An 18346-nucleotide genomic window follows, 5' to 3' on the forward strand; every position below is an offset into this window, starting at 1 on the left:
CTTCCGGACGACGGACGTGACGGGTGTTGTGACGCTTCCCTCTGGTACGGAAATGGTGATGCCGGGCGACAATGTGACGATGGATGTCGAGCTGATCGCGCCGATCGCCATGGATGAAGGCCTCCGCTTCGCCATCCGCGAAGGCGGCCGCACCGTCGGCGCCGGCGTCGTCGCATCCGTAACTGCTTAACTTATACCGGGCAGCCCTCCGGGGCTGCCTTGCTTCTCTTCTGGAGTGACCAGAGTAATGGAAAACCAAAATATCCGCATCCGCCTGAAAGCGTATGATCATCGTGTTCTCGATGCATCGACGGGCGAAATTGTAAATACGGCGAAACGCACGGGCGCCAAGGTTCGCGGTCCGATCCCGCTACCGACTCATATTGACAAATATACGGTCCTGCGCGGCCCGCATATTGACAAGAAGTCGCGTGAGCAGTTCGAAATCCGGACCCACAAGCGTCTTCTGGATATCGTTGAGCCGACGCCGCAGACGGTGGACGCGCTGATGAAACTGGACCTCGCCGCGGGCGTCGATGTGTCCATCAAGCTGCTGGGGTAATGGAAATGCGTAGTGGATTGATCGCAAAGAAACTGGGGATGACCCGGGTTTTCGCGGAAGACGGTACTCACATTCCGGTCACCGTTCTTGCCGTTGACAAATGTGAGGTGGTTGCCCATCGCACCGCTGATAACCATGGCTACAACGCCATGCAGCTCGGCACGGGCAAGGCCAAGGTAAAGAACGTCACGAAGGCGTTGCGCGGGCATTTCGCCAAGGCGGAAGTCGAGCCGAAAATGAAGCTGGCCGAATTCCGTGTGGCTGATGATGCGTTCGTCGATGTCGGCGCTGAGCTGACGGCGGACCATTTCATTGCCGAGCAGTATGTCGACGTGATCGGCACCAGCATCGGTAAGGGCTTCGCCGGCGCCATGAAGCGGCATAACTTCGGTGGTATGCGCGCCTCTCATGGTGTGTCAGTGTCGCATCGCGCCCATGGTTCCACGGGCCAGTGTCAGGATCCGGGCAAGGTCTTCAAGGGCAAGAAGATGGCCGGTCACATGGGCGCCGTCCGCGTGACGACGCAGAATCTGAAGGTGGTTTCCACCGACAAGGATCGCGGGCTGGTTCTCCTGAAGGGGGCGGTTCCGGGGGCCAAGGGTTCCTGGGTTTATATCGCGGACGCAATCAAGAAGGCGCGTCCTGAAGATGCGCCCTATCCGGCAGCATTCATTGCCAGGGGCGGCGCGTCCGAAGCGGCTCCGGCGGAGGCTCCTGTCGAAGAGGCTCCTGTTGCAGATACTGCGACGGAAGAGTAAAGGACGGCTGAAATGAAGGTAAATGTAATCAACCTCGATAATAAAAAGGCCGGCGATATCGAGCTTGCCGATGAGGTGTTCGGTTTGCCGCTGCGGGGCGATCTCCTGCAGCGCATGGTGCGCTACCAGCTGGCGGCGCGCCGGGCCGGAACCCACAAGACGAAGGATGTCTCCGAAGTCTCCGGTACGGGCCAGAAGCCGTTCAAGCAGAAAGGCACGGGCCGCGCCCGTCAAGGCCAGAAGCGGGCTCCGCAGCAGCGTGGCGGCGGTGTCGCACATGGTCCGGTCGTGCGCAGCCATGCCCATGATCTGCCGAAGAAAGTTCGCAAGCTGGCGCTGAAAACGGCCCTGTCTGCAAAACAGGCGGAAGGCAAGCTGATTGTTGTCGATGAGCTGAAGGCGACCGACATCAAAACCAAGCTGATGGCGGGCAAGTTCAAGGCGCTCGGCTGGGAATCGGCGCTGATCGTAGACGGCGAGGAGATGGAAAAGAACTTTGCTCTTTCCGCTCGGAACCTGCCGCGGGTCGATCTGCTGACCTCGAATGGCGCGAATGTGTATGACATTCTCCGCCGCGATGTACTTGTGCTCTCGAAAAGCGCAGTGGAAAGCCTGGAGGCTCGACTGAAATGAACCAGGAAAATCTTTATGACATCCTGCTCGGCCCGGTGGTGACGGAAAAGTCCACCATGGGATCCGAATTCAACCAGGTGACATTCCGTGTCGCTCTGGACGCAACGAAACCTCAGATCAAGGAAGCAGTTGAAAAGCTGTTTGATGTCAAGGTAACGAACGTGAACACCAACCGCACCAAGGGCAAGGTGAAGCGTTTCCGTGGCCGTATTGGCAAGCGGTCTGACTATAAGAAAGCAGTGGTGACCCTTGCCGAAGGGCAGGCCATCGATGTGACGGCGGGGATTTAAACTATGGCGTTGAAGAATTACAAACCGACGACACCTGCGCAGAGGGGCCTGATCCTTGTTGATCGTTCCGAACTGCACAAGGGCAAGCCGGTCAAGGCCCTGACGGAAGGGCTGTCCGGCAATGGCGGTCGCAACAACTATGGTCGTATCACTGCCCGCCGCCGGGGTGGCGGACATAAGCGGACCTATCGCATTATCGACTTCAAGCGTCGGAAATTTGACGTTTCCGCGACGGTCGAGCGGCTGGAATATGATCCGAACCGGACGGCCTTTATCGCCCTGATCCGGTATGAGGACGGGGAGCAGGCCTATATCCTGGCGCCGCAGCGTATCGCCGCCGGTGACAAGGTGATTTCCGGCACCAACGTCGATATCAAGCCGGGCAATGCAATGCCGCTCAAAAACATGCCGGTCGGCACCATCGTCCACAATGTGGAGATGAAGCCGGGCAAGGGTGGTCAGATCGCTCGCTCCGCCGGTACCTATGTCCAGCTGATCGGTAAGGATTCGGGTTATGCGCAGCTGCGTCTGGCCTCCGGTGAGCAACGCATCGTTCCCGGTGAGTGCATGGCAACGGTTGGGGCCGTTTCCAACCCGGATCAGAAGAACATCAAGCTGGCCAAGGCAGGCCGGTCCCGTTGGCTTGGCAAACGCCCGTCGGTTCGTGGTGTTGCAATGAACCCGGTTGACCATCCGCATGGCGGTGGTGAAGGCCGGACCTCCGGCGGTCGCCATCCGGTTTCACCGTGGGGCGTACCGACGAAGGGCAAGCGGACCCGGTCAAACAAGGCCACGGATAAAATGATCATGCGGCGCCGTCCGCAAAAGCGGAAGAAGTAGGAGCGCATCACATGGCACGTTCTGTATGGAAAGGCCCATTTGTCGACGGGTATCTGCTGAAAAAAGCAGAAACCGCGCGGGCGGATAGCAGAAAATCAATCATCAAGACCTGGTCGCGCCGGTCAACGATCCTCCCGCAGTTTGTCGGGCTTACCTTTGGCGTTTATAACGGCCAGAAGTTTGTTCCGGTGCTGGTGGATGAAGATATGGTCGGCCACAAATTCGGGGAATTTTCCCCGACGCGGACATATTATGGCCATGCGGCCGATAAGAAGGCTCGGAGAAAATAATCATGGGGAAACCGTCTCTCAAGCGGCAACTGAGTGATACGGAAGCGCGCGCCGTCGGCAACCGCATTCGCGTCAGCCCGCAAAAACTGAATCTGGTGGCAGGTCTCATTCGTGGTAAATCCGCCGAAGCGGCCCTGACGGAGCTGACCTTCTCCAAGCGCGGTATTGCGCCGGAGGTGCGGAAAGTTCTGCAGTCAGCCATTGCCAATGCCGAGAATAACCATCAGCTGGATGTGGACCGGCTGTATGTTTCGGAAGCGCATGTCGGCAAATCCCTTGTGATGAAGCGGATGCGGCCCCGTGGACGCGGGCGGTCGAGCCCCATCCTGAAGCCTTTCAGCAACATCACGATCGTCGTCCGCGAGCGCGAGGAGCAAGAATAATGGGTCAAAAAGTAAATCCAATTGGCCTTAGGGTCGGCATCAACCGGACGTGGGATTCCCGCTGGTACGCCAAGGACGACTACGCCAAACTTCTGCATGAAGACGTGCGGATTCGTGACTATCTTGAAAAGCAGCTGGAACAGGCGGGCATTAGCAAGATTATCATCGAACGTCCGGCGAAAAAGGCGCGTGTGACCATCCATTCCGCCCGTCCTGGCGTGATTATCGGCAAGAAGGGCGCAGATATCGAGAAGCTGCGGTCGGCCATCGCCAAGATGACCGCCTCCGAAGTGCATCTCAATATCGTTGAAGTCCGCAAGCCGGAAATCGACGCAAAGCTGGTTGCCGAGAATATCGGTCAGCAGCTTGCCCGCCGTGTTTCCTATCGTCGGGCCATGAAGCGGGCGGTTCAGTCGGCGCTGCGTCTTGGCGCGGAAGGCATCCGGATCAATTGTGCGGGCCGCCTTGGCGGCGCGGAAATTGCCCGGACCGAATGGTACCGCGAAGGCCGTGTTCCGCTGCATACTCTGCGCGCAAACATTGACTATGGGACGGCGTCGGCGCTGACCACCTATGGGATTATCGGCATCAAGGTCTGGATCTACAAAGGCGAGATTCTGGAACATGATCCGATGGCCCAGGACAAGCTCATGGAAAAACAACAGGCGGGTGGCCGTCCTGCGGGCCGTCCCGGCGGCCGTCGGAATTAAGTAAAGGGGTGATGTCATGCTTCAACCGAAGCGCACAAAATTTCGCAAAGCGCATAAAGGGCGCTTGAAGGGAACAGCAACTTCAGGTACAACGCTGAACTTCGGCGCTTACGGCCTGAAAGCTGTAGAGCCCGGGCGTCTGACCGCGCGGCAGATCGAGGCAACTCGGCGTGCGGTGACCCGCCATATCAAACGTGCTGGACGTGTCTGGATTCGCATATTCCCGGATGTACCCGTCTCCAAAAAGCCCACCGAAGTCCGGATGGGTAAAGGTAAGGGGTCGCCGGAATATTGGATGGTTCGTGTCCAGCCGGGAAAAATTATGTTCGAACTTGACGGTGTTCCGATCGATATCGCCCGCGAGGCGTTTGAACGGGGTGCTGCGAAGCTGCCGATCAAGACCCGCTTCGTGACCCGTCTTGGTGAAGGGAATTGACCATGAAGGCACAGGATTTACTGGGCAAAACGGCCGATGAGCTTAAAACCGAGCTGCTGCAACTTAAAAAGGAGCAGTTCAATCTTCGGTTCCAGAAGGCCAGTGGCCAATTGGAGAATACGGCGCGCCAACGCCAGGTGCGGCGGGATATCGCCCGCATCAAAACGGTGATGTCAGCTAAAGCTGCATCTTAGGAGAGAGAGAACGATGCCAAAGCGTATCCTGCAAGGAACCGTGGTCAGCGACAAGAATGATCAGACTGTCGTTGTCAAAGTCGAGCGTCAAGTGATGCATCGGCTGTATAAGAAGTACATAGGCAAGTCGAAAAAGTACCATGCCCATGACGCCGAAAACAAATTCAAGATCGGGGACACCGTCCGCATCCAGGAATGTGCCCCCCGCTCTAAGTTGAAGCGCTGGGAAGTCCTTTAAGCGTTGCTTGATTAGCTGGTTTAGATACCAAATAAAGGTAAACGACTATGATTCAGATGCAAACCAACCTGGATGTCGCCGACAATTCCGGCGCGAGACGGGTGCAGTGCATTAAGGTTTTGGGCGGTTCAAAGCGGAAAACCGCTTCTGTCGGGGACGTGATCGTTGTCTCCGTCAAGGAAGCCATTCCGCGTGGCCGTGTCAAAAAAGGTGACGTTCAGAGAGCCGTCATCGTGCGCACAAAGAAAGAGATTCGCCGCCCGGACGGGACGGCAATCCGCTTCGATTCCAACGCTGCTGTGCTCATCAACAAGCAGGGCGAGCCGGTCGGGACCCGTATTTTCGGCCCGGTCACGCGCGAGCTTCGGGGCAAGAACTATATGAAAATCATTTCGCTGGCGCCGGAGGTTCTCTAATGGCTGAAAAATTCGCAGTGAAAAAAGGCGACAAGGTCGTCGTTCTGGCAGGCAAGGACAAGGGCCGCGCCGGCGAGGTTCTGAGCGTTCTGCGCACGGATCGCCGCGTGCTTGTTTCCGGCATCAACATGGTGAAACGCCATACGAAGCAGAGCCAGACAGAGCAGGGCGGCATCGTTGAAAAGGAAGCTGCCATTCACATTTCGAACGTTGCGTTGCAGGATCCGAAGGATGGCAAGGCGACCCGTGTTGGCTATAAGACACTGGATGACGGCCGGAAGGTACGCTTTGCCAAGCGCTCCGGTGAAGTCATTGATATTTAAGGGGCAGTTCGATGACGACGCCAAGACTTAAGACATTATATAATGAAAACCTGCGTCAGCAGATGCAGGATAAGTTCGCCTACAAGAACGTGATGGAAATTCCGAAGCTGGAAAAAATCGTCATCAACGTTGGGTGTGGGGAAGCGGTGGCCGATTCTAAAAAGATCAAGTCGGTCGAGAGCGAAGTTGCCAAGATTTCCGGCCAGAAGCCGGTTGTCACCATCGCCAAGAAATCCATCGCCACTTTCAAGCTTCGTGAAGGCATGCCGATCGGTGTGAAGGTGACGCTGCGCAAGAACCAGATGTATGAATTTCTGGACCGCCTGATCAACATCGCGCTGCCCCGTGTGCGGGACTTCCGCGGTGTTTCCGCCAAAAGCTTCGATGGTCGCGGCAACTATGCCATGGGCCTGAAAGAGCAAATCGTCTTTCCGGAAATCCATTACGATGATGTAACGGATGTACGGGGAATGGATATCGTGATCTGCACGACGGCAAAGACCGATGAAGAGGCGCGCGAGCTTCTGAGTGGGTTCAGCATGCCGTTCAAGATCAATTGATCCAAGGAGTTAATTGAAATGGCTAAAAAAAGTGCTGTTGAAAAAGACCAGAAGCGCCGCCGGATGGTCGCAAAATTTGCGAACAAGCGGGCGGAGCTAAAGGCAATCAGCAAAAATGAGGATCTGCCGCAGGAAGAGCGTTTCGCCGCCCGCCTGAAGCTGGCTTCGTTACCGCGGAACTCTTCCAAGACCCGCGTCCGCAACCGCTGCGAACTGACGGGGCGTCCGCGCGCTGTCTATCGCAAACTGAAACTTTCCCGTATCGGCCTGCGCGACATGGCGTCCAATGGTCAGATTCCGGGCATGGTCAAATCGAGCTGGTAGGGAGATACAACTATGTCTTTGAGTGATCCCCTCGGCGATATGCTGACCCGTATCCGTAACGGTCAGCGGGCCATGAAAAGCAGCATCAGCAGCCCGTCTTCCAAGTTGCGCCTGAGCGTGCTTGAGGCGCTGAAGCGTGAAGGTTACATTCGCGGCTATGAGGTGTCTGAGCCGCAGAAGGGCCGTCCAGAAGTGACCATTGAACTGAAATATTTTCAGGGCAAGGGCGTGATCGAGCATATCAGCCGGGTTTCCAAACCGGGCCGCCGCATTTATTCCGGCGTAAAAGACCTGCCGACCGTGCGTAACGGTCTCGGTGTCGCCATCCTGTCCACGCCGAACGGCGTTCTGTCGGACAATGAAGCACGCGAAGCCCATGTGGGCGGCGAAGTGCTTTGCAAACTGTACTAGGAGGTATTATGTCTCGTATTGGAAAACATCCGGTGACGATCCCTTCTGGCGTTGATGTACAGATGTCCGGAAGCGATATCACGGTAAAGGGTAGCAAGGGCGTGATGAGCATGACCTTTGTTGATGATGTGATTGTCGATCGTGAAGACGACAAGATCTGGGTCAAGCCGCGCACCAAGAGCAATCGCAGCCGTCAGATGTGGGGCATGCAGCGGACGCTGCTGAACAATCTGGTGCAGGGCGTGTCGGGCGGTTTTACGCGCACCCTCGAAATTGTCGGTGTCGGTTATCGTGCCGCTGCCCAGGGACGGACGTTGAAGCTGAACCTAGGGTTCAGCCATGACGTTGATTTTCCGATCCCGGAAGGCATCGAAATCAAGACGCCGTCCCCGACGGTGATCGAAATTTCAGGCGCAGACAAGCAGCAGGTTGGCCAGGTTGCGGCCGTTATCCGCTCCTATCGGAAGCCCGAGCCTTATAAGGGCAAGGGTGTTAAATATTCGGACGAATTCGTCTTCCGTAAAGAAGGCAAGAAGAAGTAGGAACCGACCATGGCAAATTCCAGAGAATTGTTCGAACGCCGTCGGCGGAGGAACCGGACCCAGCTTCGCAAGGTGTCTTCGGGCCGTCCGCGGCTTTCCGTACACCGTACGCTCAAGCAGATTTATGTTCAGGTTATTGACGATGCAGCTGGCAAAACGCTGGCCTCCGCCTCTAGCCTGGAAAAGGATCTGCGCAGCAAGCTGAAAAGCGGCGGCAATAAAGACGCCGCCGCCGAAATCGGCAAGCTGATTGCAGAGCGGGCCCTCAAGGCCGGCATCAAGGAAGTCGCATTTGATCGCGGCGGATATAAATATCATGGCCGGGTCAAAGCCCTTGCCGATGCTGCCCGTGAGGGCGGCCTGTCCTTCTAGGGGAATTGACGATGTTGAGACCTGAACAAACAGAAAAAGGCGACTCAGAGTTCGTCGATAAGCTGGTTTACATTAACCGTGTGGCCAAGGTGGTTAAGGGTGGCCGTCGCTTCGGCTTCGCGGCGCTTGTCGTCGCCGGTGACCAGAAAGGCCGTGTTGGCTATGGCCATGGCAAGGCGCGCGAGGTGCCGGAGGCCATCCGCAAGGCAACCGAAGCCGCCAAGCGCAACATGGTACGTGTTCCCTTGCGCGAAGGCCGGACGTTGCATCATGACGTGCAGGGTCGTTTCGGAGCAGGACGTGTCGTACTGCGCGCGGCGCCGGCAGGTACCGGTATTATCGCCGGTGGTCCGATGCGCGCGGTTTTCGAAACGCTCGGCGTGCAGGATGTGGTGACGAAGTCGATTGGTACTTCCAACCCTTATAACATGGTCAAGGCGACCTTCGAGGCGCTGAAGAATGTCAGCTCACCGCGCATGGTTGCGGCGAAGCGGGGCAAGAAGGTTTCCGATGTTGTCGGCCGCCGTGGCGGCGACGCAGGAAAGGAATAGATCGATGGCGAAAGCAACCATCAAGGTAACCCAGACGGGCAGCCCCATCGGGCGCCCGGCAAACCAGCGGGCAACGCTTGTCGGTCTCGGGCTGAACAAGATGCACCGCAGTGTCGAGCTTGAGGATACGCCTGCCATCCGCGGGATGATCCGCAAGGTGCATCATCTGGTACAGGTTGAAGAAGCCAAATAAGGCTCAGCCGGTCTGATTTAAGGAATATTGAACATGCGTTTGAATCAACTTGCCGACAATGCAGGCGCCACCAAGAACCGGATGCGCGTGGGTCGGGGTATCGGTTCCGGGAAGGGGAAAACCTCCGGAGCGGGTCAGAAGGGTCAGAAGTCACGTACGGGCGTCGCCATCAAGGGGTTTGAAGGCGGTCAGATGTCCATCTATCGCCGTCTGCCGAAGCGGGGCTTCAACAACATTTTCCGCAAGGAATTTGCCGTTGCCAACCTCGGCCGTGTGCAGGCTGCGATTGATGCGGGCAAGCTGGATGCCAAATCCACCATTACTGCCGAGGCTCTCAAGGCCGCCGGTGTTGTCGGCAAGATCGGTGAAGGTGTCCGCCTTCTCGCCAAGGGCGAGCTGACGGCAAAAGTCACCTTTGAAGTTGCCGGGGCATCCAAATCGGCTGTTGAAGCCGTTGAAAAGGCAGGCGGGAAGGTTACGCTTCTCGCTGCGGCTTCGGAAAAAAGCGAATAATCAAATCGGCGGAGCGGCTCGTAAGCCGGACCTTCGGGAGAATCTAGATGGCGTCAGCAGCAGAGCAAATGGCTTCCGGCCTGAGTTTCAGTGCGTTTTCCAAAGCGACGGAACTCAAGAAGCGTTTGTGGTTTACGCTCTTTGCCCTGATCGTTTACCGGATCGGGACCTATATTCCCATCCCGGGGGTTGATCCGACAATCCTCGCCGATGTGTTCCAGCAGAATGCCGGGGGTATCCTCGGCATGTTTGACGTTTTCGCAGGCGGCGCACTTGGGCGGATGACTATTTTCGCCCTCAATATCATGCCCTATATCTCGGCCTCCATCATCATGCAGCTGATGACCTCGATTTCCCCGTCGATGGCGCAGCTCAAGAAGGAGGGCGAGGCGGGGCGCAAGAAGATCAACCAGTATACCCGGTATGGCACGGTTCTGCTGGCGGCGTTGCAGGGCTATGGCATTGCTGCGGGGATCGAGGGGTTGACGCTCTCCAACGGGCAGTCGGCTGTGATTGATCCGGGGATGCAGTTCCGCATTATCACCGTGATCACGCTGGTGGCCGGGACAGTGTTCCTGATGTGGCTGGGAGAACAGATTACGGCACGCGGCGTTGGTAATGGTATTTCGCTGATCATCTTTTCCGGCATTGTCGCGGCATTGCCGGGCGCTTTGGTCGGAACGTTGGAGCTCGGCCGGACGGGCGCGCTGTCCACCTTTGTCATCCTGCTGCTGCTGGTTATGGCGGTGGCGGTGATTGCCTTCATCGTGTTCATGGAGCGGGCGCAGCGACGTATACTTGTGCAGTATCCGAAGCGACAGCGCGGCAACAAGACATTTGGCGGACAGAATTCGCATCTGCCGCTGAAGCTGAATACGGCCGGTGTTATTCCGCCGATTTTCGCTTCGTCGCTGCTGCTGATGCCGACGACGGTGGCGAGCTTTTCGTCGGGCACGGGGCCGGACTGGCTGAACAGCCTAACGGCCATGCTGGGGCATGGGCAGCCGATCTATCTGCTGCTGTATATTACGGGTATTGTGTTTTTCTGTTTCTTCTATACGGCCGTTGTCTTCAACCCGGATGACACGGCGGACAATCTGAAGAAGCATGGTGGCTTTGTGCCGGGTATTCGTCCGGGTAAGCGGACGTCCGAGTATCTGGATTATGTCCTGACAAGATTGACGGTTATCGGTGCGGCCTATCTATCCCTGGTCTGTATCCTGCCGGAAATCCTGATTTCGCAATGGGCGGTGCCTTTCTATTTCGGCGGAACCTCGCTTCTGATTGTGGTTTCCGTTACGATGGACACGGTGGCACAGGTTCAGAGCCATCTGGTCGCTCATCAGTATGAGGGGCTGATCAAGAAATCCAGACTTGGAGGACGGCGCAAATGATTTTGATCCTACTTGGACCTCCCGGCGCGGGCAAGGGAACGCAGGCACAGCGCCTTCAGGACAAACACGGCCTGATCCAGCTGTCCACGGGGGACATGCTGCGGGCAGCGGTTGCCGCCGGGACGGAAGTCGGCAAGCAGGCAAAAGCGGTCATGGAGCGCGGCGAGCTTGTATCGGATGATATCATGACCGGGATTATTTCTGATCGGCTGGATCAGCCGGACTGCAAATCGGGAGTGATTCTCGACGGGTTTCCGCGCACCGAAGCGCAGGCCGAGGCGCTTGATAAAATGCTGGCGGAAAAGGGCCTCAAGCTCGATGCCGTCATCGAGATGAAAACCGATGATAAAATCCTGGTGGAGCGGATCACGGGGCGGTATACCTGTGCGAAATGCGGCGCCGGATATCATGATAACTTCCTGAAACCGAAGGTGGACGGGGTTTGCGATAAATGCGGCGGAACAGAGTTTACCCGCCGCAGTGACGATAATGCCGAGACGGTGAAATCCCGTCTTAACGCCTACCACGCACAGACGGCGCCCCTGCTGCCATATTATCGCAACAAGGGGATCCTGAAACAGGTTGACGGGATGGCGAAAATAGATCAGGTAACAGCCGAGATGGAAGCCATACTAAAGGCAATCTAACTGTTGACTAGGTAAAACAAGATTATATAATCGCGCGCTTCTCAAAGGCGCATGAGATAGCCGGGTCAGGACGACCCGATTTGGTTATGAGGAGAGACTAGGGTGGCTCGTATTGCAGGTGTAAATATCCCGACGAACAAGCGGGTATTGATTGCACTGACCTATATTCACGGTATTGGCCCGGCAAAAGCCAAGGAAATTTGCGAGGCTGTCGGCCTGGCGGCGGATGTGCGCGTCAATGCGCTCAGCGATGCTGAAATCGTCAAAATCCGCGAAACTATTGATGCCGACCATCTGGTTGAAGGCGATCTGCGCCGCCAGACCTCGATGAATATCAAGCGTTTGATGGATCTCGGCTGTTACCGTGGGTTGCGTCATCGTCGCGGGCTGCCGGTTCGCGGTCAGCGCACTCATACCAATGCTCGTACCCGGAAAGGTCCGGCCAAACCCATCGCTGGAAAGAAGAAGTAATATGGCTCGTGATAAGACCCGCGTTCGCCGCCGTGAGCGCAAGAATATTATTTCAGGCGTCGCGCATGTCAGCGCGTCCTTTAATAATACCAAAATCATGATTACCGATGCACAGGGCAATGCCATCGCTTGGTCTTCTGCGGGATCGCAGGGCTTCAAGGGATCGCGTAAATCCACGCCTTTCGCGGCCCAGATTGCCGCCGAAGATGCGGGGCGCAAGGCAATGGAACATGGCATGAAGACGCTGGAAGTGGAAGTCAAGGGGCCGGGCTCGGGGCGCGAATCCGCGTTGCGGGCGCTGCAGTCCGTCGGCTTCAACATTACGTCCATCCGGGACGTATCGCCGATACCGCATAATGGATGCCGTCCACCGAAACGCCGCCGCGTTTAACGGGTTTGTCCATATAGATACGGGCGCTGCCTGTATCGTTTTTGTCAAGATGTCGCGGGTCCGTGGTGGGCCCGCTCAACTATGAGGTCATTACCGTGATTCAGCAAAACTGGAAAGATCTGATCCAGGCGAACCTCTCTGTGGAGCCGGGGGATCAGAGCAATCGGGAAGCCACGATTATTGCGGAGCCTTTGGAACGGGGCTTCGGGCTGACGCTCGGCAATGCGCTGCGGCGTGTTCTGCTGTCCAGCCTGCAAGGCGCGGCCATCACCTCCATCCAGATCGACAATGTTTTGCATGAATTCTCCTCGATCTCCGGGGTGCGCGAAGACGTGACCGATATTGTCCTGAATCTGAAGACGCTGGCGATTCGCGCTCATTCCGATGGCCCGAAGCGCATGGTTCTGAAGGCGACCGGTCCCTGCGAAGTGACGGCCAGCATGATTGAAACCGGCGCGGATCTGGAAATCATGGATCCCGATCAAGTTCTGATGACCTTGGATGACGGCGCGACGATCTCCATGGAGATGAATGTCAATACGGGCAAGGGCTATGTCCCCGGCGTCATCAACCATGCGGAAGATGCGCCGATCGGCCTCATTCCCATGGATGCGCTGTACAGCCCGGTCCGCAAGGTTTCCTACAAGGTCGAAGCGGCCCGCGAAGGCCAGGTTCTCGACTATGACAAGCTGACGCTGAAGGTTGAAACCAACGGAACGGTCAGCCCCGAAGATGCGGTTGCCTTTGCGGCGCGCATTCTGCAGGAACAGTTCCAGCTGTTCGTCAACTTTGATGAGCCTGAAGAGGTGGTCATCAAGGAAGAAAGCGAAGAGCCGGAATTCAATCGCAACCTGCTGCGCAAGGTGGATGAGCTGGAACTGTCTGTCCGCTCGGCGAACTGCCTGAAGAATGACAATATTGTCTATATCGGTGATCTGATCCAGAAGACCGAGGCGGAAATGTTGCGGACACCGAACTTCGGCCGCAAGAGCCTGAACGAGATCAAGGAAGTTCTGGCGCAGATGGGCCTGCATCTTGGCATGGAGGTGCCGAACTGGCCGCCGGAAAACATTGAAGATATGGCCAAACGGCTGGAAGAACCCTTTTAAGACAGCACCAATCGCTGTGGAGTAAGAAAAATGCGGCATCGTAAATCCGGGCGTAAGCTCAACAGATCCTCTGCTCATCGCAAGTCGATGTTCGCCAATATGGCGGCATCGCTGATCAAGCATGAGCAAATTCAGACCACCCTGCCGAAGGCAAAGGAACTGCGGCCTATCGTTGAAAAGCTGATTACGCTTGGCAAACGGGGCGATCTGCATGCCCGGCGCCAGGCATTGTCGGAGCTGCATGAGAAGTCGGCAGTCGACAAGCTCTTCTCGACCCTGAGCGAACGTTATGCGGATCGCAATGGCGGCTATACCCGCGTCCTGAAGGCGGGGTTCCGCACCGGTGATGCGGCTGCAATGGGCGTGATTGAACTGATTGATCGTGATGTGACGGCAAAGGGTCAGGATTCCGGTCCGGACCAGAATGCGGATGCAGATGAGCTGGAGGCGGAAGCCGTCGCCTGATTGGGCCGCTTCTTCAAAGAATCAAAGGCAGCCCGGCGGGCTGCCTTTTTTTTATCGCAAAACCTTCCATTCCCCCGCCTGTTGCTTGAAAATCAGGCGAATGTGAGCATTTAATAAAAGGTAATGGAGTAACCCCGAACCGGTATGTAAAATGACAGTAAATCCCCGTAAGTTTGCGCCCTCTCTTCTGATCGGCCTGCTGATGATGACCGGAGCACCAGCAATGGCGACGGAAGCCGTGCCGCAAAGCCAGACGCAGATCATGCTGTCCTTTGCGCCGCTGGTTAAAAAGGCCGTTCCGGCGGTGGTCAATATTTTCACGAGGACACGCATTACCCAGACACGGCCGAGCCTGTTTGATGATCCTTTTTTCCAGCGGTTCTTTGGCGGCAATTTCGGGCCGCCCAGAGAGCGGCAGAAAATCCAGAATTCCCTCGGCTCCGGCGTGATTGTGGATGGAGAGGGGGTCATCGTCACCAACTTTCATGTGGTGGGCGGTGCCGATGAAATTACGGTGGCCCTTTCCGACCGACGGGAGTTTGATGCGCGGGTGCTGATCGCTGATGAGCGGACGGACCTTGCCATACTCAAGATTGATGTGGAAGGGGAGAGCCTGCCTTTTCTGGAATTTGCCGATTCCGACAAGCTGGAGATTGGCGATCTTGTGATTGCCATCGGCAATCCCTTCGGCGTTGGCCAGACGGTGACGAGTGGCATTATCTCCGCTCTTGATCGCAGCGCCGGGCTCAATAATGACATTCAATCCTTTATCCAGACGGACGCGGCCATTAATCCCGGCAATTCCGGCGGCGCGCTGCTGACCATGGACGGCAGGATTGCCGGGATCAATTCAGCGATTTTCAGCAAGAGCGGTGGCTCTCTCGGCATTGGGTTTGCCATCCCGGCCAATATGGTGAAGGCGGTTCTGACCAATGGCCTCGCGACTGGCAAGGTCGTTCGGCCCTGGCTCGGCGCTATTGGTCAGGAAATCACCGGTGATGTGGCGGATGGTCTCGGTCTCGACAAGCCGGGCGGTGTGCTGGTCAACCGCGTGCATCCGGACAGTGCCGCCTATCAGGCCGGGCTGAAGGTTGGGGATGTGATTGTTTCCATTGACGGTCGGGAGGTTCTGGCACCTGAAGCGCTGACTTTCCGCGTTGCTTCCAGTGTTGTTGGCGAGACAACGCATCTTGGCGTCTATCGCAATGGCGAGCGGATTGACCTGGAGATGAACCTCATGCCGGCGTCGGAAAATCCGCCACGCGCGCTTGAGATGCTGACGGGCCGTCATCCGCTTTCCGGGGCGATGCTGGGTAATTTGTCGCCGGCCTATGCGCTGGAACTTAATTTTTCCGCCTTTTCTGAAGGGGTTGTCGTGGCCGAGGTGGAAAAGGGCAGTGTGGCGGAACGCTATGGCCTGCGTCCGCGCGATGTTCTGTTGCAGGTCAATGGCAAGAAAGTGAACAGCGTGACGGAGGCGAAGTCTCTGCTGGAAAATGCGGGGGGAAGCTGGCATATCAGCATCCGGCGCAATGGCCGGACGCTGGCCTTCAAGGTTAATACGTGAGCACATTGTTCGAAGCCACAGGCGGCGATATGGATAAAGGGCGGCCGCTCGCTGATCGCCTGAGACCAGCGCGGCTCGATGACGTTGTGGGGCAGGATCACCTGCTGAAAAAGGATGCGCCGCTGCGCCGCATGCTGGACGGGGGCTGGCTTGCCTCGATCATCTTTTGGGGGCCGCCGGGCTCGGGCAAGACGACGATTGCGCGGTTGCTTGCCAAAGAAGTGGATATGCATTTCGAGCAGATTTCCGCCGTTTTTTCTGGTGTGGCCGATTTGCGCAAGGCATTTGAGGCCGCGCGCTTGCGTCGTCAGGACGGGAAAAAGACGCTGCTGTTCGTGGATGAAATCCACCGTTTCAATCGCTCGCAACAGGATGGGTTCCTGCCCTATGTCGAGGATGGCACGATTACCCTTGTCGGGGCGACGACGGAGAATCCGTCCTTCGAGCTGAATGGCGCGCTCCTTTCCCGCTGTCAGGTGTTGGTGCTCAATCGTCATGATGAGGCGTCCCTGTGCACCCTGATGACCCGGGCAGAGGAGTTGGAAGGACGACCTATTCCCCTTGATGAGGAGGCGAAGGCGGCACTCGTCCATCTTGCTGACGGGGATGGCCGGTTTTTCCTGAATATGGTCGAGGCGGTTTTTCATTCAGGCGAAGAAATCCTCGGCCCCGATGCCCTTGCGCAAGTGGTCGCCAAGCGCGCCCCCGCCTATGACAAGGATGGCGAAGGGCATTATAATCTAATCAGCGCGCTGCATAAATCGCTGCGCGGCTCGGATGTCGATGCGGCGCTTTACTGGTTTTCCCGCATGCTGGATGGGGGCGAGGAGCCGCTTTACATCGCCCGCCGTCTGGTGCGCTTCGCGGTGGAGGACATTGGCATGGCAGATCCAAATGCGCTTGTCCAGGCCAATGCCGCGAAGGAGGCGTATGACTTTCTTGGCTCGCCGGAAGGGGAGCTTGCCATTGCGCAGTCCGTCATCTATCTGGCGACGGCCCCGAAATCCAACGCCGCCTATCGCGCGTTTGGCAAGGCGAAGGCCGCCGCAAAGAAGCATGGCTCCCACATGCCGCCCAAACATATCCTGAACGCGCCGACGCGCATGATGAAGGATATGGGATATGGGGCGGGATATGACTATGATCATGATGCGGAAGACGGCTTTTCCGGGCAGAATTATTTTCCCGATGAAATGCGGCGCGAGCAGTATTATGCTCCCGTGGAACGCGGATTTGAACGGGACATCCAGAAACGCCTTGAATACTGGGCGCGATTGCGGGCCCAGAGACAGGCCGGGAAGACGGAAAAATGAATATGTATCTATCGGTAGCGGTTGGCGGTGCGCTTGGCGCCTGCGCGCGGTATGGCGTCGGGCACATCGTGATGCGTTATTTCGGGCCGGGGTATCCCTATGGCACACTGTTCGTCAATATTGTCGGGTCCTTTCTGATGGGCGTGTTGATCGAAATGATCGCCCTTCGCTGGTCCGTTTCGCCGGAACTGCGGGCGCTTTTGGTGACTGGATTGCTCGGCGGGTTCACGACCTTTTCTGCTTTCTCCCTTGATGTCGCGCTGATGGTGGAGAAAGGCGAGATGCTGGCGGCGGCCCTTTATGTGCTGCTGAGTGTCGTGTTGTCCATCGCGGGGTTGTTCGCCGGGCTTCATCTGATGCGCATGGTGGTGGCATGAGCCGGGTGCAGCATCTTGTGGTGACGGAGGGGGAAGCCGATCAGCGGCTGGACCGCTGGTTTCGGGCGCATTTTCCGGGTGTCTCTCACGGGCAACTGGAGAAGCTGCTGCGCAAGGGCGATATCCGGGTGGACAAGAAACGGTCAAAAGCGGGTGACCGGCTGGAAGCCGGGCAAACGGTTCGGGTGCCGCCGCTGCCCGATGATATATATAAGCCTGCCCCTGCGGGCGCAGGGGGGCGGGAAAAGACGGTGGCGCGCCTCACCGAGGCGGATATTGCAGAGATTCGCGGCATGATCCTGCATATGGATGATGAGGTTATCATTCTCAACAAGCCCGCGGGTTTGCCGACACAGGGCGGCAGTGGGCAGCCGCGTCATATCGACGGGCTGCTGGAAGGTGTGCGCTTTGACTATCCGGAAAAGCCGCGGCTGGTGCACCGGCTGGACAAGGATACGTCCGGCGTGCTGGTGATCGGGCGGACGCGGCAGGCGGCGAAACATCTGGCGGAGGCGTTCAAGAAGCGGACAACGCGCAAGATATACTGGGCGCTGCTCGCCGGGGTGCCGAAACCGCGAGAGGGGACGATCAGCTATAATCTGACGAAGATTGTTACCGCCAATGGCGAAAAAGTAGTCGTGGACCGCGAGGGGCAAAAGGCCATTACGGATTTTTCCGTCATTGAAATGGCGGCGCAGAAGGCCTGCTGGGTCGCGTTCAAACCGCTGACCGGGCGTACACATCAGCTTCGCGTTCATGCGGCGGCACTTGGCACACCCATCGTCGGCGACGGAAAATACGGCGGAACGGAGGCGTTTCTGGACGGGGTGATCAGCAAGAAGATGCATCTTCATGCGCGGGAAATTACTATTACGCACCCATCTGGCAGGGAAATTACCGTGACCGCGCCGCTGGACCGGCATATGGCGGAAAGCTGGAAACTGCTCGGTTTTCATGAAAATGACTATGAAGACCCCTTCGCAGAGGTCGGTTTTTAATATGAAATGGACCGGATTGGGTGCTTTTGGGCTTGACTAATCGGGCCTAATCCTTAATTTTTCAGCCATGACACA

32 protein-coding genes are annotated in these 18346 nt (G+C 57.1%); all 32 read left to right on the forward strand.

Going from position 1 to position 18346, the window contains the following annotated elements; all coding sequences use genetic code 11:
* On the forward strand, positions 1-190 hold a 190-nt coding region (locus CMN55_RS11450), incomplete at its 5' end, for an EF-Tu C-terminal domain-related protein (RefSeq protein WP_459253662.1).
* A gap of 57 nt (positions 191-247) precedes the next feature.
* A complete protein-coding gene (gene rpsJ, locus CMN55_RS11455) occupies positions 248-562 on the forward strand; it encodes a 30S ribosomal protein S10 (RefSeq protein ID WP_287948675.1) in 315 nt (104 codons plus the stop codon).
* A gap of 5 nt (positions 563-567) precedes the next feature.
* Positions 568-1320, forward strand: coding sequence for a 50S ribosomal protein L3 (gene rplC, locus CMN55_RS11460; protein ID WP_366932042.1), 753 nt, complete (start codon positions 568-570; stop codon positions 1318-1320).
* Between the two features lie 12 nt (positions 1321-1332).
* Positions 1333-1953: a 50S ribosomal protein L4 gene (gene rplD, locus CMN55_RS11465; protein WP_293949941.1), complete on the forward strand. Its 621-nt coding sequence runs from the start codon at positions 1333-1335 to the stop codon at positions 1951-1953.
* Positions 1950-2243 (forward strand): 50S ribosomal protein L23, encoded by a 294-nt coding sequence (locus tag CMN55_RS11470; RefSeq protein WP_293949942.1) that lies wholly within the window; start codon positions 1950-1952, stop codon positions 2241-2243. The genes rplD and CMN55_RS11470 overlap by 4 nt, the downstream gene beginning before the upstream one ends.
* Before the next feature lie 3 nt (positions 2244-2246).
* Complete coding sequence (rplB, locus tag CMN55_RS11475) at positions 2247-3083, forward strand: 50S ribosomal protein L2 (protein ID WP_293949943.1); 837 nt, start codon at positions 2247-2249, stop codon at positions 3081-3083.
* Between the two features lie 11 nt (positions 3084-3094).
* Positions 3095-3373, forward strand: coding sequence for a 30S ribosomal protein S19 (rpsS, locus tag CMN55_RS11480; RefSeq protein WP_293949944.1), 279 nt, complete (start codon positions 3095-3097; stop codon positions 3371-3373).
* Positions 3374-3375: 2 nt separating this feature from the next.
* Positions 3376-3756, forward strand: coding sequence for a 50S ribosomal protein L22 (gene rplV, locus CMN55_RS11485; RefSeq protein WP_293949945.1), 381 nt, complete (start codon positions 3376-3378; stop codon positions 3754-3756).
* A complete protein-coding gene (rpsC, locus tag CMN55_RS11490) occupies positions 3756-4466 on the forward strand; it encodes a 30S ribosomal protein S3 (RefSeq protein WP_293949946.1) in 711 nt (236 codons plus the stop codon). The genes rplV and rpsC overlap by 1 nt, the downstream gene beginning before the upstream one ends.
* Before the next feature lie 16 nt (positions 4467-4482).
* Positions 4483-4902, forward strand: coding sequence for a 50S ribosomal protein L16 (gene rplP / locus CMN55_RS11495; RefSeq protein ID WP_293949947.1), 420 nt, complete (start codon positions 4483-4485; stop codon positions 4900-4902).
* 2 nt (positions 4903-4904) lie between these two features.
* Complete coding sequence (gene rpmC, locus CMN55_RS11500; protein WP_293949948.1) at positions 4905-5096, forward strand: 50S ribosomal protein L29; 192 nt, start codon at positions 4905-4907, stop codon at positions 5094-5096.
* 13 nt (positions 5097-5109) lie between these two features.
* The gene (gene rpsQ, locus CMN55_RS11505; protein WP_293949949.1) at positions 5110-5334 is read left to right on the forward strand and encodes a 30S ribosomal protein S17; all 225 of its coding nucleotides are present in this window, start codon (positions 5110-5112) and stop codon (positions 5332-5334) included.
* Between the two features lie 47 nt (positions 5335-5381).
* Positions 5382-5750, forward strand: coding sequence for a 50S ribosomal protein L14 (rplN, locus tag CMN55_RS11510; RefSeq protein WP_293949950.1), 369 nt, complete (start codon positions 5382-5384; stop codon positions 5748-5750).
* Complete coding sequence (rplX, locus tag CMN55_RS11515; protein WP_293949951.1) at positions 5750-6073, forward strand: 50S ribosomal protein L24; 324 nt, start codon at positions 5750-5752, stop codon at positions 6071-6073. Before rplN ends, rplX begins: the two co-directional genes overlap by 1 nt.
* A gap of 11 nt (positions 6074-6084) precedes the next feature.
* A complete protein-coding gene (gene rplE / locus CMN55_RS11520; protein WP_293949952.1) occupies positions 6085-6633 on the forward strand; it encodes a 50S ribosomal protein L5 in 549 nt (182 codons plus the stop codon).
* Between the two features lie 18 nt (positions 6634-6651).
* On the forward strand, positions 6652-6957 hold the full coding sequence (gene rpsN / locus CMN55_RS11525) for a 30S ribosomal protein S14 (RefSeq protein ID WP_293949953.1): 306 nt from the start codon (positions 6652-6654) through the stop codon (positions 6955-6957).
* Between the two features lie 12 nt (positions 6958-6969).
* Positions 6970-7368, forward strand: a complete 399-nt coding sequence (gene rpsH, locus CMN55_RS11530) for a 30S ribosomal protein S8 (RefSeq protein ID WP_293949954.1) — start codon at positions 6970-6972, stop codon at positions 7366-7368.
* 8 nt (positions 7369-7376) lie between these two features.
* Positions 7377-7910: a 50S ribosomal protein L6 gene (rplF, locus tag CMN55_RS11535; RefSeq protein WP_293949955.1), complete on the forward strand. Its 534-nt coding sequence runs from the start codon at positions 7377-7379 to the stop codon at positions 7908-7910.
* Between the two features lie 9 nt (positions 7911-7919).
* On the forward strand, positions 7920-8282 hold the full coding sequence (rplR, locus tag CMN55_RS11540) for a 50S ribosomal protein L18 (RefSeq protein WP_293949956.1): 363 nt from the start codon (positions 7920-7922) through the stop codon (positions 8280-8282).
* A gap of 11 nt (positions 8283-8293) precedes the next feature.
* Complete coding sequence (gene rpsE, locus CMN55_RS11545) at positions 8294-8833, forward strand: 30S ribosomal protein S5 (protein ID WP_293949957.1); 540 nt, start codon at positions 8294-8296, stop codon at positions 8831-8833.
* 4 nt (positions 8834-8837) lie between these two features.
* Complete coding sequence (rpmD, locus tag CMN55_RS11550) at positions 8838-9026, forward strand: 50S ribosomal protein L30 (RefSeq protein WP_293949958.1); 189 nt, start codon at positions 8838-8840, stop codon at positions 9024-9026.
* A 33-nt stretch (positions 9027-9059) separates the two neighbouring features.
* Positions 9060-9539 carry a 50S ribosomal protein L15 gene (gene rplO / locus CMN55_RS11555; RefSeq protein ID WP_293949959.1) on the forward strand — a complete coding sequence of 160 codons (480 nt, stop codon included), beginning with the start codon at positions 9060-9062 and terminating at the stop codon, positions 9537-9539.
* A gap of 47 nt (positions 9540-9586) precedes the next feature.
* Complete coding sequence (secY, locus tag CMN55_RS11560) at positions 9587-10933, forward strand: preprotein translocase subunit SecY (RefSeq protein ID WP_366932043.1); 1347 nt, start codon at positions 9587-9589, stop codon at positions 10931-10933.
* Positions 10930-11580, forward strand: coding sequence for an adenylate kinase (locus CMN55_RS11565; RefSeq protein ID WP_293949960.1), 651 nt, complete (start codon positions 10930-10932; stop codon positions 11578-11580). The genes secY and CMN55_RS11565 overlap by 4 nt, the downstream gene beginning before the upstream one ends.
* A 102-nt stretch (positions 11581-11682) precedes the next feature.
* A complete protein-coding gene (gene rpsM, locus CMN55_RS11570) occupies positions 11683-12051 on the forward strand; it encodes a 30S ribosomal protein S13 (RefSeq protein ID WP_293949961.1) in 369 nt (122 codons plus the stop codon).
* A gap of 1 nt (position 12052) precedes the next feature.
* Positions 12053-12442, forward strand: coding sequence for a 30S ribosomal protein S11 (rpsK, locus tag CMN55_RS11575; RefSeq protein WP_293949962.1), 390 nt, complete (start codon positions 12053-12055; stop codon positions 12440-12442).
* A 95-nt stretch (positions 12443-12537) separates the two neighbouring features.
* The gene (locus CMN55_RS11580; protein ID WP_293949963.1) at positions 12538-13551 is read left to right on the forward strand and encodes a DNA-directed RNA polymerase subunit alpha; all 1014 of its coding nucleotides are present in this window, start codon (positions 12538-12540) and stop codon (positions 13549-13551) included.
* 30 nt (positions 13552-13581) lie between these two features.
* Complete coding sequence (gene rplQ, locus CMN55_RS11585; RefSeq protein ID WP_293949964.1) at positions 13582-14016, forward strand: 50S ribosomal protein L17; 435 nt, start codon at positions 13582-13584, stop codon at positions 14014-14016.
* Positions 14017-14167: 151 nt separating this feature from the next.
* On the forward strand, positions 14168-15583 hold the full coding sequence (locus CMN55_RS11590) for a DegQ family serine endoprotease (RefSeq protein WP_293949965.1): 1416 nt from the start codon (positions 14168-14170) through the stop codon (positions 15581-15583).
* A 29-nt stretch (positions 15584-15612) separates the two neighbouring features.
* Entirely contained in the window at positions 15613-16896 is a 1284-nt protein-coding gene (locus CMN55_RS11595) for a replication-associated recombination protein A (protein ID WP_366932049.1), read from the forward strand.
* On the forward strand, positions 16893-17273 hold the full coding sequence (gene crcB, locus CMN55_RS11600) for a fluoride efflux transporter CrcB (protein WP_293949967.1): 381 nt from the start codon (positions 16893-16895) through the stop codon (positions 17271-17273). The genes CMN55_RS11595 and crcB overlap by 4 nt, the downstream gene beginning before the upstream one ends.
* The gene (locus tag CMN55_RS11605; protein WP_293949968.1) at positions 17270-18271 is read left to right on the forward strand and encodes an RluA family pseudouridine synthase; all 1002 of its coding nucleotides are present in this window, start codon (positions 17270-17272) and stop codon (positions 18269-18271) included. The genes crcB and CMN55_RS11605 overlap by 4 nt, the downstream gene beginning before the upstream one ends.
* The last annotated feature ends 75 nt before the right edge of the window (positions 18272-18346 follow it).

Source organism: Sneathiella sp., from assembly GCF_002694385.1.
Taxonomy (GTDB): domain Bacteria; phylum Pseudomonadota; class Alphaproteobacteria; order Sneathiellales; family Sneathiellaceae; genus Sneathiella.

Coding starts and splice junctions, on each gene's coding strand:
- rpsJ (WP_287948675.1), top strand. CDS start 248: ATGGAAAACCAAAATATCCGCATCCGCCTGAAAGCGTATGATCATCGT.
- rplC (WP_366932042.1), top strand. CDS start 568: ATGCGTAGTGGATTGATCGCAAAGAAACTGGGGATGACCCGGGTTTTC.
- rplD (WP_293949941.1), top strand. CDS start 1,333: ATGAAGGTAAATGTAATCAACCTCGATAATAAAAAGGCCGGCGATATC.
- CMN55_RS11470 (WP_293949942.1), top strand. CDS start 1,950: ATGAACCAGGAAAATCTTTATGACATCCTGCTCGGCCCGGTGGTGACG.
- rplB (WP_293949943.1), top strand. CDS start 2,247: ATGGCGTTGAAGAATTACAAACCGACGACACCTGCGCAGAGGGGCCTG.
- rpsS (WP_293949944.1), top strand. CDS start 3,095: ATGGCACGTTCTGTATGGAAAGGCCCATTTGTCGACGGGTATCTGCTG.
- rplV (WP_293949945.1), top strand. CDS start 3,376: ATGGGGAAACCGTCTCTCAAGCGGCAACTGAGTGATACGGAAGCGCGC.
- rpsC (WP_293949946.1), top strand. CDS start 3,756: ATGGGTCAAAAAGTAAATCCAATTGGCCTTAGGGTCGGCATCAACCGG.
- rplP (WP_293949947.1), top strand. CDS start 4,483: ATGCTTCAACCGAAGCGCACAAAATTTCGCAAAGCGCATAAAGGGCGC.
- rpmC (WP_293949948.1), top strand. CDS start 4,905: ATGAAGGCACAGGATTTACTGGGCAAAACGGCCGATGAGCTTAAAACC.
- rpsQ (WP_293949949.1), top strand. CDS start 5,110: ATGCCAAAGCGTATCCTGCAAGGAACCGTGGTCAGCGACAAGAATGAT.
- rplN (WP_293949950.1), top strand. CDS start 5,382: ATGATTCAGATGCAAACCAACCTGGATGTCGCCGACAATTCCGGCGCG.
- rplX (WP_293949951.1), top strand. CDS start 5,750: ATGGCTGAAAAATTCGCAGTGAAAAAAGGCGACAAGGTCGTCGTTCTG.
- rplE (WP_293949952.1), top strand. CDS start 6,085: ATGACGACGCCAAGACTTAAGACATTATATAATGAAAACCTGCGTCAG.
- rpsN (WP_293949953.1), top strand. CDS start 6,652: ATGGCTAAAAAAAGTGCTGTTGAAAAAGACCAGAAGCGCCGCCGGATG.
- rpsH (WP_293949954.1), top strand. CDS start 6,970: ATGTCTTTGAGTGATCCCCTCGGCGATATGCTGACCCGTATCCGTAAC.
- rplF (WP_293949955.1), top strand. CDS start 7,377: ATGTCTCGTATTGGAAAACATCCGGTGACGATCCCTTCTGGCGTTGAT.
- rplR (WP_293949956.1), top strand. CDS start 7,920: ATGGCAAATTCCAGAGAATTGTTCGAACGCCGTCGGCGGAGGAACCGG.
- rpsE (WP_293949957.1), top strand. CDS start 8,294: ATGTTGAGACCTGAACAAACAGAAAAAGGCGACTCAGAGTTCGTCGAT.
- rpmD (WP_293949958.1), top strand. CDS start 8,838: ATGGCGAAAGCAACCATCAAGGTAACCCAGACGGGCAGCCCCATCGGG.
- rplO (WP_293949959.1), top strand. CDS start 9,060: ATGCGTTTGAATCAACTTGCCGACAATGCAGGCGCCACCAAGAACCGG.
- secY (WP_366932043.1), top strand. CDS start 9,587: ATGGCGTCAGCAGCAGAGCAAATGGCTTCCGGCCTGAGTTTCAGTGCG.
- CMN55_RS11565 (WP_293949960.1), top strand. CDS start 10,930: ATGATTTTGATCCTACTTGGACCTCCCGGCGCGGGCAAGGGAACGCAG.
- rpsK (WP_293949962.1), top strand. CDS start 12,053: ATGGCTCGTGATAAGACCCGCGTTCGCCGCCGTGAGCGCAAGAATATT.
- rplQ (WP_293949964.1), top strand. CDS start 13,582: ATGCGGCATCGTAAATCCGGGCGTAAGCTCAACAGATCCTCTGCTCAT.
- CMN55_RS11590 (WP_293949965.1), top strand. CDS start 14,168: ATGACAGTAAATCCCCGTAAGTTTGCGCCCTCTCTTCTGATCGGCCTG.
- CMN55_RS11595 (WP_366932049.1), top strand. CDS start 15,613: ATGGATAAAGGGCGGCCGCTCGCTGATCGCCTGAGACCAGCGCGGCTC.
- crcB (WP_293949967.1), top strand. CDS start 16,893: ATGAATATGTATCTATCGGTAGCGGTTGGCGGTGCGCTTGGCGCCTGC.
- CMN55_RS11605 (WP_293949968.1), top strand. CDS start 17,270: ATGAGCCGGGTGCAGCATCTTGTGGTGACGGAGGGGGAAGCCGATCAG.